This is a genomic window from Streptomyces sp. TP-A0874, from assembly GCF_001748085.1.
Lineage (GTDB): Bacteria > Actinomycetota > Actinomycetes > Streptomycetales > Streptomycetaceae > Streptomyces.
In genome coordinates, this window is the sequence record NZ_BBZK01000007.1 from 316,248 (window position 1) to 327,992 (window position 11,745).

The 11,745-nt window shown below is 66.6% G+C and carries 17 protein-coding genes; 14 read left to right on the plus strand and 3 right to left on the minus strand.

The window, feature by feature from the left end:
- Nucleotides 1-7: 7 nt before the first annotated feature.
- The 4 genes from BGP73_RS13700 (at nucleotide 8) to BGP73_RS22895 (ending at nucleotide 1,422) form a co-directional block, all read left to right on the plus strand.
- A complete protein-coding gene (locus tag BGP73_RS13700) occupies nucleotides 8-223 on the plus strand; it encodes a type II toxin-antitoxin system HicB family antitoxin (protein WP_069814610.1) in 216 nt (71 codons plus the stop codon).
- Nucleotides 220-444, plus strand: a complete 225-nt coding sequence (locus tag BGP73_RS13705; protein WP_069814611.1) for a type II toxin-antitoxin system HicA family toxin — start codon at nucleotides 220-222, stop codon at nucleotides 442-444. The genes BGP73_RS13700 and BGP73_RS13705 overlap by 4 nt, the downstream gene beginning before the upstream one ends.
- Before the next feature lie 261 nt (nucleotides 445-705).
- Nucleotides 706-885 (plus strand): hypothetical protein, encoded by a 180-nt coding sequence (locus tag BGP73_RS23125; protein ID WP_170837832.1) that lies wholly within the window; start codon nucleotides 706-708, stop codon nucleotides 883-885.
- A gap of 66 nt (nucleotides 886-951) precedes the next feature.
- Nucleotides 952-1,422: a hypothetical protein gene (locus BGP73_RS22895; protein ID WP_139134564.1), complete on the plus strand. Its 471-nt coding sequence runs from the start codon at nucleotides 952-954 to the stop codon at nucleotides 1,420-1,422.
- Nucleotides 1,423-1,699: 277 nt separating this feature from the next.
- Here BGP73_RS22895 and BGP73_RS13710 read toward each other — a convergent pair whose 3' ends face one another.
- Together BGP73_RS13710 and BGP73_RS13715 are read right to left on the minus strand one after the other, a co-directional pair.
- Nucleotides 1,700-2,488 (minus strand): transposase, encoded by a 789-nt coding sequence (locus BGP73_RS13710; RefSeq protein WP_069814612.1) that lies wholly within the window; start codon nucleotides 2,486-2,488, stop codon nucleotides 1,700-1,702.
- Nucleotides 2,489-2,708: 220 nt separating this feature from the next.
- Entirely contained in the window at nucleotides 2,709-2,936 is a 228-nt protein-coding gene (locus BGP73_RS13715) for a hypothetical protein (RefSeq protein ID WP_139134565.1), read from the minus strand.
- Between the two features lie 106 nt (nucleotides 2,937-3,042).
- Between BGP73_RS13715 and BGP73_RS23130 the strand changes: the two genes are divergently transcribed.
- From BGP73_RS23130 to BGP73_RS22100, 3 genes are all read left to right on the plus strand, one after another.
- The gene (locus BGP73_RS23130; protein ID WP_244501203.1) at nucleotides 3,043-3,183 is read left to right on the plus strand and encodes a hypothetical protein; all 141 of its coding nucleotides are present in this window, start codon (nucleotides 3,043-3,045) and stop codon (nucleotides 3,181-3,183) included.
- Between the two features lie 284 nt (nucleotides 3,184-3,467).
- The gene (locus BGP73_RS13720; protein WP_069814614.1) at nucleotides 3,468-4,217 is read left to right on the plus strand and encodes an IS5/IS1182 family transposase; all 750 of its coding nucleotides are present in this window, start codon (nucleotides 3,468-3,470) and stop codon (nucleotides 4,215-4,217) included.
- 66 nt (nucleotides 4,218-4,283) lie between these two features.
- A complete protein-coding gene (locus BGP73_RS22100) occupies nucleotides 4,284-4,964 on the plus strand; it encodes a polymorphic toxin-type HINT domain-containing protein (RefSeq protein ID WP_244501204.1) in 681 nt (226 codons plus the stop codon).
- Nucleotides 4,965-5,370: 406 nt separating this feature from the next.
- Here BGP73_RS22100 and BGP73_RS13735 read toward each other — a convergent pair whose 3' ends face one another.
- Nucleotides 5,371-6,735, minus strand: coding sequence for an IS701 family transposase (locus BGP73_RS13735; protein WP_079127505.1), 1,365 nt, complete (start codon nucleotides 6,733-6,735; stop codon nucleotides 5,371-5,373).
- Nucleotides 6,736-6,979: 244 nt separating this feature from the next.
- Here BGP73_RS13735 and BGP73_RS13740 point away from each other — a divergent pair, with 244 nt between their 5' ends.
- The 7 genes from BGP73_RS13740 to BGP73_RS13765 all read left to right on the plus strand — a co-directional run bounded on the left by BGP73_RS13740 (nucleotide 6,980) and on the right by BGP73_RS13765 (nucleotide 11,682).
- Nucleotides 6,980-7,396, plus strand: a complete 417-nt coding sequence (locus BGP73_RS13740) for a hypothetical protein (RefSeq protein WP_069814618.1) — start codon at nucleotides 6,980-6,982, stop codon at nucleotides 7,394-7,396.
- A gap of 130 nt (nucleotides 7,397-7,526) precedes the next feature.
- Nucleotides 7,527-7,697 carry a hypothetical protein gene (locus BGP73_RS23135; protein WP_170837833.1) on the plus strand — a complete coding sequence of 57 codons (171 nt, stop codon included), beginning with the start codon at nucleotides 7,527-7,529 and terminating at the stop codon, nucleotides 7,695-7,697.
- A gap of 269 nt (nucleotides 7,698-7,966) precedes the next feature.
- Complete coding sequence (locus BGP73_RS13745) at nucleotides 7,967-8,200, plus strand: hypothetical protein (RefSeq protein ID WP_069814619.1); 234 nt, start codon at nucleotides 7,967-7,969, stop codon at nucleotides 8,198-8,200.
- A gap of 31 nt (nucleotides 8,201-8,231) precedes the next feature.
- Nucleotides 8,232-9,218, plus strand: a complete 987-nt coding sequence (locus tag BGP73_RS13750) for a helix-turn-helix domain-containing protein (protein WP_244501189.1) — start codon at nucleotides 8,232-8,234, stop codon at nucleotides 9,216-9,218.
- Nucleotides 9,215-9,403 carry a DUF397 domain-containing protein gene (locus BGP73_RS13755; RefSeq protein WP_069814620.1) on the plus strand — a complete coding sequence of 63 codons (189 nt, stop codon included), beginning with the start codon at nucleotides 9,215-9,217 and terminating at the stop codon, nucleotides 9,401-9,403. Before BGP73_RS13750 ends, BGP73_RS13755 begins: the two co-directional genes overlap by 4 nt.
- A gap of 447 nt (nucleotides 9,404-9,850) precedes the next feature.
- A complete protein-coding gene (locus BGP73_RS13760; RefSeq protein ID WP_069814621.1) occupies nucleotides 9,851-10,447 on the plus strand; it encodes a DinB family protein in 597 nt (198 codons plus the stop codon).
- Between the two features lie 425 nt (nucleotides 10,448-10,872).
- Nucleotides 10,873-11,682 (plus strand): hypothetical protein, encoded by an 810-nt coding sequence (locus BGP73_RS13765; RefSeq protein WP_069814622.1) that lies wholly within the window; start codon nucleotides 10,873-10,875, stop codon nucleotides 11,680-11,682.
- Nucleotides 11,683-11,745 lie beyond the last annotated feature (63 nt).

Here is an 11,745-nt window from a genome sequence, read left to right on the forward strand (position 1 = left end):
TCTGTCCATGACGTCGCATGCACTGCATCTCACCGCCGCGATCACGCGCGAAGGCGAGTGGTACGTGGCCCGCTGCCTCCAGGCCGAGGTCACCAGCCAGGGCGAGAGCATTGAGGAGGCCCTCACCAACCTTCGCGAAGCCCTCGAACTCTACTTCGAGGACGCCCCGGCCCCCGAGGTCACCGACGTGATCACCGCACCCGTCGAGGTCCGTGTCGCATGAGTCCCGCCGTCCCCACGGGCCTGTCCGGCACCGAGATCGCCAAAGCCCTGGAGCGCGCAGGGTTCGGCCACATCTCCACACGCGGCAGCCACGCCAAGTACCGCAAGGACGACCGCACCGTCATCGTGCCCCTGCACCGCTCCCTCGCACCAGGTACCCTGCGCTCCATCCTCCGTCAGGCCGACTGGACCGTGGACGACCTCAACAGCTTTCTGAAATAGCCATCCCGGTCCAGACCTCTGACGGCAACAGCGACGGCAAGAACCACGAACTTCAGTCACCCGGTGGACCTCCACGGACTAACGCGCCGTATTTGACCTGCGAAGACCCAGATAGGAGTACCGCGCCACCACACGTACTATGTGCTAGCGGGTAAGACTCCGGTACTGGTCCACAATGCAAACTGCATTGTAGGAACTCGGCAGGTTGACCACGCTTGGGACCAGCATTCACCTGGAGGGGCCTACCATAAGGCCGGAAAGGTGGAGAATGTATTTGCCGATGGCATCGACAAGACCCGATTCCGAGGGATGGTGGATGAGGCGATCAAGAACGGGACGCAGGTTCCTAGGTCTAAGTCCGACCCTCGCGGCGGATATTACATCGACTACGATTTCGGCGATGTGGAAGTCGGTTCCATGGGCCAGACCAGAACGGCATGAGAATAGCCGTTGATGGTGCGGGGAACTTCGTCACCGCGATGCCGAAGTTTATGTACTAGGAGACGAGTGATCTCGTTTACATTCCTACCTCGCATCGACGATCCGTCCTGGGATGCCGACGGCCTGTCGGGGCTCTCAGCTCGCACGCTAACGGCCGATGACCTGACTTTTCACTATTTCAGTTCCGACGTAGTGATCGGCGATGGGTGCAATGAGATACAATTGAGGACGCCTGGCCTCCCCGTCGTGGACTTTGTCCTGATGCTTGTTCAGCTGTGCCGCGAAGTCGTATCTTCCGGTGCGTCAATTGTAGAATCCTCGCAAACTCAGGATTCAATTACAGCTGTGATGGCAGGAGGCGCGGTGGAGCTCTCCTATAGCTTTTCCGATGCGGTTTCAACGGCCCCTCTGCGCGATTTGAAGGAAGCCCCGAATATGGCTCTTCAGTCGGCCTTTGAGGTGCTTTTTTCCGCTCATGGCGACTTGAGGTTTAACGAGTATCTAATCGAACTTGCTGACCTCGTCCGATCGGACTGATCGAATTTCTCGCCTTTCAGGAGAGCTGAAAACGGGAGCCCCACCGAGCTGTGCTCGGTGGCAGGGGGCTGTCGAAAAATAACTCCTCGATCTTGATGTGGAGTTATCCTCGATTCTTCCGAAGCTGACGTCGTCGCGGTGGGCGGCCGGCTGCCCGATATGTCCCGTGCCGTGTCGGGACTGGCCGTCGCGTGACGCTGCGGGGCGTCGGGTTCCACGGGCCCGAGGGTGATGCGGTCCTCTCCTCTCCGGTGTCGTCGGGGTGGTGCCGGCCCCGTCAGGTGAGGGCCGGAAGCTGATGGGCCCGCTGCCAGGACTTCGAGGGCAGCAGCCCGAGGCCGACCCTCTTGATTGTTTTCACGCGGTCCTCGACCTCGGCGTGATTCCGGTAGAGGGCGTCGAGGAACCAGACCTGTCCGGAGCCGGGCACCCCGGAAAGCCCGTGGTGGGCGGGGATGTTCGTGGCGACGATCTGGTAGCGCCAGCCGGTGCGCTTCTCGAAGGCGGTCAGCTTCTTCGCATCCCGGCGTGAGGGCTTGCCCCGGCGCACGATCAGCCGCATCCCGTCCGGCCAGCCGGCCAGGTCGCGCACGCCGGTCAGCTCGGCGACCTGGTAGGAGACCATGTCGCCGTCGGGGCCCTTGATCTCGTGCACCTCGCCGTCCTGCCGCAGCGCGGCCGTCCACACGTTCTCCGGCAGCAGCGCGATGGCCTGCTCGTCGGTGGTGTTGATGGCCCAGCCGGTCACCCAGCGCACCCGGCGCCGGCTGGTGGTCAGGCTCTGGAGATGGTCCAGGAGGCCGTGGCTGAAGGCCGCCCCGTCGATCCGGACCAAAAGCTTCGACCACAGCGACAGCGGCAGCTGCCGCAGCGCGGCGGCCAGCACCGTCTGGTGGTCGGCGATGTTGTTGGGCGGTGCGTTGCCGGGCCGCAGCAGCAGGGCGACGCACTCGCGGGTGTTGGCCACCCACGCCCCCAGCGGCGTGTGCCCGAAGGTGCCCTTGAACGTGCCGGCCGCGCCCTCCTTCTTGCTGGTGCAGGTCACGATGGTCGCGTCCAGATCCAAGGACGTACCAGCCGGCCAGCTCCCGCCCGCACACCTCGATCCAGGGGAAGCCGCCGGGGCGCAGGGCCAGCAGCGTCCACACCGCGCGGCGTATCGCGGGCACGGACGGTTCCGCCCGGGCCGCGACCGGGGCGTCGATCGTCTCCAGGGTGCGGCGCAGGGTGCTGTCCGAGATCGGCTGGGGGAACAGTGTCCGCCAGTGGTACTGGACTTGCTCGGCCTAAAGGATGTTCGTCGCGCCGAGCACGATCGCGCAGGCCAGCTGGACCAGCGCCGTGCCCCGGTCCCGCCGGCCAGGCCCGGCGCCCTTCGGCAACGCCGCCGTGAGCGCGGTGGCCAGGCCGACGCGGTCGGCGACCTTCCGCAGCAGCACCACCCCCGCGTGCCCGATCAGGTTCTTGCCGTCGGCCCGCACGGCAAGCCGGTGATCCCATTCGGTAGCCTGCACCTGTTGGGTGCCTTTTCTCTGCGACGGTTTTGATCTCGACAGTCCAGATCATCACAGGTGAGAGGCACCCTCTTCTGTCGGGGCGTCAGTTCGGCAGCCCAGCTGAATTCATGAGGTCAACCCGCAGGAGCCGTGGCGTTATGTAGAGCATCGATCGACGGTCGACGAGGATGGAAACCGCATCTCTGACTGGTCGACGAGCATCTCTCAGGTACGGCGGTTCCGTGAGCCCGCCTGGCGGCGATAGATCCCGCGCGCAGGTGCAAACCTGAAGCCCCGCCAGGTGCGTCCTGGCGGGGCTTCTGCGTGGGGTGACGGCAGTAGTTGACGGCAACGTCAGCGGATGAGGGCGGCGCTGGGCGGCGGCTCGTCGCCGTTGGCGCGGCCTGTCTCAGCGATCGTCGGGCCGTTGAGTGAGCTCTTTCAGCTGGGCCACTGGTCGGGTGATGGTCGTGGGGTGCGCAACGCACGAAGCCCCCGTGCCGTTGAGGGAGGTGTTCGAAGTCTCAACCCGCCGGCACAGGAGCCTCGTTGGTTCCCTACCCTGCCGCACTCGACCTTCCTCACGCCCTGGTCGAGTGGGCCACCATGCTCATCGTCACCCGCGAGGGTGACCGCCGCTGCAAGCTGCCCCCGCACCAGCGTGCGCTGGTCGCCCTGGTGTACCTGCGCAAGCACGACCCCCTCGCCCAGATCGCCGCCGGGTTCGGAATCTCGCTCGGCACCGCCCACGCCTACACCGCGAAGACGATCGATCTGCTCGCCGACCAGGCACCGGGCCTGCTCAAAGTTTTGCGCGAGAACGACCCTGACTACGTCCTGCTCGACGGCACCCTTGCCGAGTGCGACCGCACCGGCGACGGCCGGGCCGACTACTCCGCCAAGCACCGCCGCCACGGTGTGAACGTGCAGGTCCTCACCGATCCGGCCGGCAACGTACTGTGGATCTCGCCCGCACTGCCGGGGCGGTCTCACGACCTGACCGCAGCTCGCACGCACCGGATCATCCGCATCTGCGAGCGCCAGGGCGTTCCGGTCCTCGCCGACCGGGCCTACCAGGGCGCCGGCCCCTGGGTGACCGTCGGACTCAAGCGGCCACCCGGTGGCGAACTCACCCCGACCCAGCGCACCGTCAACCGCGCTCTCGCCACGGCCCGCGCACCTGTCGAGCGCGGGATGGCACGACTGAAGTCCTGGCGCATCTTCCGCAGGTCACGCAGCAGCCCGAATCGAATGACGTCAATCGCCAAGGCCGTACTCACTCTCGAGCGGCAACGCTGAAAAAGCTCACTGCTGGCGGACGGCACCAGCAGAAAAATCAGCGATGTCCAGGTCGGCGACAAATTTCTGGCCACTGACCCGAAGACCGGCAAGACAATATCGAAGACCGTAACCGCGGAAATTATCGGCGAAGGACCAAAGAACCTCGTCAAAATCACCGTAGACACAGATGGAGACCAACACAACGCAACCACCCCCATAACAGCCGCCAACGGCCACCTGTTCTGGCTCCCCACACCCGGCGGATGGGTGGATGTCGGCACGCTGCAGGTCGGTGACACCCTCCAGACCACACCCGGCAACCCGGCCAAGATCACCCACATACAGCACTGGACCCAACAAGCCTCAGCCCACAACCTCACCATCGCCGACCTCCACACGTACTATGTACTCGCGGGCGAGACGCCAGTACTCGTGCACAATTCCGGCGGGTGCAACGTTGCGGATGGCCGCCGGCTTCAAGCTCGGCTCGCAGCGGAGGAGCTTGCTGGAGCGGACGGGCACGCCTTCCAAAAACATGTTGTAGAGCAGGGGGAATTCCCCGGAATTCGAACCCGCGAACAATTCTCCGACATGATTGAAGGCGTAATTCTGAACGGAGAGCGTCGCGTGCGATCCGATGGCGCGTCTGCTTACTGGAGGAACGGGGTAGTCGTGATCCGCAACCCCGGATCGAGGGACGGTGGTACTGTCTTTGCACCTCAAGAGGGCTATAGGTACTTCACCAGGAACTTCAGGTCAGAGTGAGAGGACGATTCTGATGAATGTGGAGGATCGTGGGGAGCAGGTCGTGATCACGATGCCCAGAGCGGAATTCTTTCTGGTTGAAACGCTGATGATGGAAGCGCTTGAGACCGGGGATGACCGCGACTTTCAGACGCGTGTAGGAGCGACCAAGGATAAGGTGAGGGCTCTCTTGGATAGCCTGCCGAATCTGCCACTCCGTGGTGGGAGTTAACTGCTGTGATGTGATCGCTCATGCAAACCTGAAGCCCCGCCAGGCGTGTCCTGGCGGGGCTTTCGTGTGGAGTGACGCTGACGTTGAAAGGGTGGGGTGACAGCGGGCGTTGGTGGTGCTACATCCTCGTTATGAGGTATGCGGATGGCGGCGGTCTGACACGGCAGCTGTAGTTCGTGACTCGTGAGGTTCCTGTCATGCGATGGCCACTGCCGTGACGTTGTTCCAGCGGCGGTGGCAGTCGGCTGCCCGATGCTGGTGTCGGCGGCGCCAGTGTGACCAGCGGAGCGCGTGTGCGGGATCGGTGTCCTGGCAAGGGCGGGGCAGGACGAAGGCCCGGAGCAGGGCGAGGAGTTCGCGTGGGCTGACGGGCACCATGACCAGGTGGTCCTCGGGCTCAGCGGGGGTGGCGCGTTGCCGCTCGTGGAGGGCGCCGACGGCCAGGAGTGCGTAGGCGAGCAGGCTCATCAGGCTCCAGCGGTGCCAGGAGATCCAGCAGGTGACCTGGCCCGTGTCGAGGTGGGCCAGGCCCTTGGCTCCTTGGAAGTCCTCTTCGACGCGCCAGCGGCGGCAGACCACGCTGACCAGCACCGATATTGGTTGCGGGTCGGGGTGCCAGGTTCGGTAGAAGGAGAGGGAGCCGGTGCGTCGGTGGCGCCGGATGAGGACCTGGCTGTGCCCGTCGGGGTGTCCGGGCGGGGTGTCGTCGGGGTTCACGTCGATCATCGCCCAGTCGTAGAGCCGTTCGCCCTTGGTGCCGTTGCCGGTCTTCAGCCGCATCCAGGCCCGCTTGGGTACCCGCTCCAGCAGCGTGGTGGCCTTGTCTTTCCCGCCCGGGGTGGTGACGCGGTGGCTGGTGGGCACGGCGATCGCGTAGCCGTGGCCAAGGGTGCGGATCCGGGCGCGCAACTCCCGGCCGCCGTAGACCTCGTCGGCCGCTGCCCATGCGGTGCGGATGCCCGCGGCGTGTGCCTCGGCGAGCATGTCGCCGGCCAGTTGCGGCTTGGTGGCGAATGCCGTCTCGTCGGGCACCCCGGCCAGTTCACGGCGTTCGTCGTCGCCGGACCATGCCTCACCGAGGTAGAGGCGGCGGTCGATCAGCGCGTGGCCCTGCGCGCTCACGTAGGAGAGATGTACCGCGACCTGGCACAGTCCGATACCGCCCAGGGCGCCGGAGTATTGCCGGGCCGCGCCGACCGCGTCGAGGGACGACTTCTCATCGCCCGTCTCGTCCACCACCAACATTACTTCCCGGTCGCCGAGTTGCTCTACCGCCCAGGCCGCGGCCGACCGGCGTACCGCCTCGGTGTCGAAGCGGGCACGGGACAGGAAGTGCTGCAGCACGTGCGGGCCGGCGTGGCCGATCGCCTCGGCCAGCGACCAGCAGTTCGCCGAGTCCTTGACCATCAGCAGTCCCTGAACCATGTTCCGGCAGGTCAGCCGGGGTTCCCGGCGCGGGAAGCAGCCCGCCACCCGGCCCATCAGCCCCTCGAAGGACTCGTCCCACAGGGCGTGTACTACCGTGGCCTGCGCGGCCACCGCTTCGTTTTCCGTCTTCACAAACGATCACGATGCAGGTGGCCGCACCTCTGCTCGCAGGCACCCCATCCGCCACGCTGACCAGCAGCGTTGCCTTACGCCTCACGAACTACAGCTGCCGTGTCTGAGCCCTGCGTCTTGGTGGGCAGTGTGGTGAGCCCCCTGTGCTGGTGCGCTGGAGGGCGCGGCGGATGGCGGCGATGCCTGCCTTGAGGATGAGGTCTTCCCAGGGGAGGCGGAGGAGTTCTCATTCGCGGAGTTCGCTGTGGAGGGCGGGTTCGAACAACGCGTGCAGCCGATGGCCCTCGGCTGTGGTGAGGAGTCGCGGCTTCTTATGGCCTCGGAAAAAATTGGCCCGTTGGTCAGGTTGATCGGCTGGGCAGGGGTGCTAACGAATCTCGTTCGCGAGGCCCAACGCGTCGACTCGGAGGATGGCGCGAGTGTTTGCCTTGAGCGGTGGGATGTGAAACAAGTCCTGATCCGGTGCATCTCTGCTGAGTTGGATGTTGCAGAGCTGCCGGAATGGGCTGAGGCAGTTCACATGTCGGAACGCATCGAGATTGATGACACAGATGTGGACCTACTGACGCAGTTCCTCTTCGAGATATCTTCTCCAGAGCTATTCGAGCAGGCAACCGTGGAGCTGTGTCAGCGATGGATGGGTCGTCTCGTGGATGGCTGAGTACAAAACTCTCGCCGCTTGATGTGCGTAATCCCGTCCGACCGAGGCTTTCGATGACGAGGTCGACTGCCATGCGGCTGGGTGCCACGGCATGTCCGTGTTGACGCATTCCCCAATCCCGTTTGGATAGATGAAGTTTGTGCAGATAGAGCTGGCTCTTGAGGAGTTGGAAACGCTGGCTTCGGCGCTGGTGCGTTTTAAGTTCGAGGACGATCAGGCTCCTGAGCCGTACTTCGGTAGTCCGAGGCTTGCGGCTGCGCACCACCGAATCGTTGATTCGATCATCCTTGAGAGTGAGTGAATCGGTGATTCGCACCGGGTGGCGCGATGGGAGTCCTGGCGAAGGTCGTCCGCGAGAGAATACGCGAGGGGCGTTATCGCTCGGTACGCCTCGTCGTTGGAAACATGGGACGCGTGGGGAGCCTGCCTGAAGATTGAGGTGTTGAGGACGTGCTCAGCGCCCTTCGAGCCAAATGCAGAGGAGCTGGAGGAGCTTCGAGGCGTGATTGATGTGGCTCGTAACTCCTCCAGGTCCGGCGGCCCCTCGCAAAGCGTCTGACGACAACGGTGATGGCAGCATCGGCGAACATCCGGTGCGGCGGGCGGCTCGTCGGGGTCGTCGCGCTGGCCAAGGGCGCCGATCAGGGAGGCGGTGGCTGGCCCTGGAGGTGGATCCGGGTGGGCGTAGAGGCCCGCTGCGGCGCCCATGTGGCCGTGGCGGCTGAGGGGTTCGCCAGCCGGGAGGAAGCCCGCGGGCCGCTCCAGATCCGCAGCCCGTACGCTGTGTCAGCGTACGGGCACTGAGGGTGGACGGTACGGCCGGTGTGGCACGACGATGGCCCCTCAGCGATATGTGCGTACGGAGGTGGTGGCCGGCATGGTGGCGGGCGGGACCGGTGGAACGGCCGGAACGGACGGCGGCACCGGCAGCGGTACCGGGATCGGGATCGGGAGCGGTACCGGGAGCGGCACCGGAGGTGGCGGTGGCTGCGGAACCCAGGCGCCCGGGGGCGCCGAGCCGGAGGTCTCCGACAGCCTGAAGTCCTTCGGGGAGGTCGTCAAAGCCTTCCGGAGACGGGCCCGACTGACGCAGGAGCAGTTCGCGCCACTGGTGCGCTACTCGGTGCCCACGGTGGCCTCGATCGAGCAGGGGCGGCGTTTTCCTCCCGCGGAGTTCGTCGACCGGGCCGAGGAGGTCCTGGACGCCTTCGGCACCTTGCGCGGCGCTGCCCGGCACCTCTCCCGCCGCCCGGGGCTGGCGAGTTGGTTCCGGCAGTGGGCGCAGCTGGAGGCCGAGGCGGTCAACCTCTACACCTACGAGTGCCGGCTGGTCCCCGGCCTGTTGCAGACGGAGGGCTACGCGCGGACGTTGTTCTCGGAGCGGCTCCCGCTGCTTGCGGACGAGCAGATCGAGGCGCGGCTGGTCGCCAGGGCGGAGCGGCAGCGGCTGCTGCGCGAGCGCCCGAACACGGCGTTCAGCTTCATCATCGAGGAGCATGTGCTCACTCGCCCGACCGGCGGCCCGTCGGCTCAGCTGGAGCTGCTGGAGCATCTGCTGGCCCTGGCGGAGCTGCGGAACATCGAGGTGCAGGTGATGCCGCAGGCGCGGGGTAGTCACGCCGGCATCGACGGCCCCATGCGTCTGTTGGAGACCCCGGACAACAGATGGTTCGGCTACTGCGAGGGGCAGGAGAGCGGCCAGTTCCTCTCTGACCCGAAAGTAGTCAGCATGCTCCAGATGCGGTATGCCAGGATGCGCTCACAGGCTCTCTCGCTCGAAAACTCCCTGAGCCTGTTGCGGCAGATGCGAGGAGCGGCATGACCACAGTGGAACTGGCCTGGTACAAGAGCAGCTACAGCGGGAGCTCCGGCGACGACTGCGTCGAGGTGGCGAACACACCCGAGACCATCCACGTCCGGGACTCCAAAGTCGAGCAGGGTCCGCAGCTCGCCCTCTCGCCCACCTCGTGGACGAGCTTCGTCGGCTACGTGGCCCAGGCTACGTAGCCCGGACTGCGTAGCTCAGAGCCGATGCGGCGGCCGAACACCCCCGCACCCAACCCCGATCCCTTTCCGGGGTGGCTGTGCGCCCGGTGCGGCAGCGGCTCCCGGATCCGGACGCGCAGCCGCCGGGGTGTGGCTGTTGAGCCGGAGTGACCTGGCCTCCCTCGGCCCTCGTTCTCGCAAGGCCGCGGCCGAGGGAGGCTGGTCCTGCGGCCCCCCGGACTCCGTGTTTCGGAGCTGCTGGCGGAGCGCGGGCGGGTGGCGGTTCTTGGTGCGGATGCGCCGGGAGGGCCGGGCCGGGCACAGGTACGGCCACCGGTGAGAGTTCGGGGGCTTGGCCCCCTGGAGGCCGTGCCCCTGAAGACCGTGCGGTGAGCCCGAGCAGTCAGAAACCCGAGCAGCCAGAAAATTCAGGCGACCGCTGTCGGTGGGTGCTGCGAGACTCCGCCCATGAAGCCGAATGATCCCAAAGAGGACCTGCACCGCTACCTCAAGGCGGCCCGCGAGGCCATCATGTGGAAGCTGGACGGACTGTCCGAGTACGACGTCCGCCGCCCCCTGACGCCGACCGGCACCAACCTCCTCGGCATCGTAAAGCACCTCGCCAGCGTCGAACTCGGGTACTTCGGCCCGGTCTTCGACCGCCCGCACAGAGAATCCCTCCCCTGGCTCGACGAGGACTCCGAGCCCAACGCGGACATGTGGGCACCCGCCGACGAGTCGCGCGAGGAGATCGTCGACCTCTACCACCGCGCCTGGGCGCACGCCGACGCGACGATCGAGGCGCTGCCGCTCGACACGATGGGGCACGTCCCGTGGTGGGGCGAGAACGGCGACGCGACGCTCCAGCGGATCATGCTGCACATGACGGCCGAGACGAACCGGCACGCCGGCCATGCCGACATCGTCCGCGAGCTCATCGACGGCCGGGTCGGCATGCGGGAGGGCAACAGCAACATGGACGGCGGCGATGACGCCTGGTACCAGGAGTACTGGAACAGGCTGGAGGCGTCCGCGAAGGAGGCCCAGGCCAAGACGGCGGGCTGAGAGCCGGGTTCGTTCCGGGGACGGCGGGGCCAGCCCTCAGGCGCCCGCCCCTCCGGCTCCGCCACACGGGCGGGGGCCGTCGGCTCCGCACGTTGGTGACGCGAGGTGCTTGGCCGTGGTGGCGTGGTCCAGCGCCTGTCGTCGACCGGCGGGACGTCCTCGCGGCGCCGGTCGGGTCGGGGAGCGGGCGGGTCTACCCGCGATGATCCGGTGGTAGCTGGTTAAAACGGTCAACTCCCTTGCTGAGCAGGGAAGATGACTGGTGAGTAGGGTCCGGGAAGGGGTTGCACGGACCCCCACCGGTCGTGCAAGGATCACTCTCAGCACCCGGGGCGGCACACACCGCGCCGCAGTCCCTGGGCGTGCTGTGCTCTCTACCGCGCTCCTCGCTTCGGAAGGCCACCCCCTTGTCTGCCCTCACCGCCATGCCCGCGACCGTGCGCTCGCCGCGCTCGGTCGCCGTGCGGCGAGCGCTGCTGGTGGCCGTCTTCCTCGGCGGACTGCTCGGGCTGGCCCTCCTGCTCGCGGACGGCGCGCACGCCGCGCAACGTACGGAACCGGCCACCGACAGCGCCCAGGAGCTGTTCAACCCGGCCGAGAAGACACCCCAACAGAGCGAACAGCCGGTCATCGAGGGTGACTACGACTTCAGCGCCCCCGCCGGGCGCGGTGAGGTCGCGGACGCCGTCGAAGGCGTGGTCAGGCCGATACTCCGGCAGAGCGAAGCCGTCACCCGCCCGATAGCCGAGATCGTCGACGGGAACACCGGTGGCGTCCTGCCGCTGCCCGGCGGGGGAGAGGCCGGGGGCGAGGACGACTCGGCGGAAGAGGGCGCTGGTTCACAGGACGAGCGGGGCGGGAGCGAACAGGCGGCGGACGACCGCGACCAGCGAATGGTCGAGGCGCCCACCGCCGAACAGGCCCGCGCACCGATCCAGTGCAGTGACAGTCAGCGGAAGCAGCCGTCGCAGAAGAGCGAGCGTGCCGAACCGGACGGCGATCCCGAACAGGAGCAGCAGCCCGGTCCCCAGCCGGTGCAACTCCCCGAGGGCCCCTACTCCGCCGCCACCTCCGTCAACTCCGCTGACGGCAACAACGGGCCGCGCGGCGGCGAGAGCCACGCCGTGCTCCCCTCCGGCCAGCCGCTCTTCGGCCTGAAGGCCGGGGCCATCCGCGCGGTGAGCGCTTCACCGACGCGTGACCGATCCACCGAAATCCTCGAATTCCCGGGCTAGGGCAGTCCGCCACACCGCCAGTTCGACCTGCTCGCGCGGGGGCGGAACAGGTCTGCCCAGTCC

Excerpts from the sequence above, each read along its gene's own strand:
- BGP73_RS13755 (WP_069814620.1), top strand. The coding sequence starts at position 9,215 with ATGACCACAGTGGAACTGGCCTGGTACAAGAGCAGCTACAGCGGGAGC.
- BGP73_RS23135 (WP_170837833.1), top strand. The coding sequence starts at position 7,527 with ATGAAGTTTGTGCAGATAGAGCTGGCTCTTGAGGAGTTGGAAACGCTG.
- BGP73_RS13765 (WP_069814622.1), top strand. The coding sequence starts at position 10,873 with ATGCCCGCGACCGTGCGCTCGCCGCGCTCGGTCGCCGTGCGGCGAGCG.
- BGP73_RS13705 (WP_069814611.1), top strand. The coding sequence starts at position 220 with ATGAGTCCCGCCGTCCCCACGGGCCTGTCCGGCACCGAGATCGCCAAA.
- BGP73_RS13700 (WP_069814610.1), top strand. The coding sequence starts at position 8 with ATGACGTCGCATGCACTGCATCTCACCGCCGCGATCACGCGCGAAGGC.
- BGP73_RS13760 (WP_069814621.1), top strand. The coding sequence starts at position 9,851 with ATGAAGCCGAATGATCCCAAAGAGGACCTGCACCGCTACCTCAAGGCG.
- BGP73_RS13750 (WP_244501189.1), top strand. The coding sequence starts at position 8,232 with ATGGCCCCTCAGCGATATGTGCGTACGGAGGTGGTGGCCGGCATGGTG.
- BGP73_RS13745 (WP_069814619.1), top strand. The coding sequence starts at position 7,967 with ATGGCAGCATCGGCGAACATCCGGTGCGGCGGGCGGCTCGTCGGGGTC.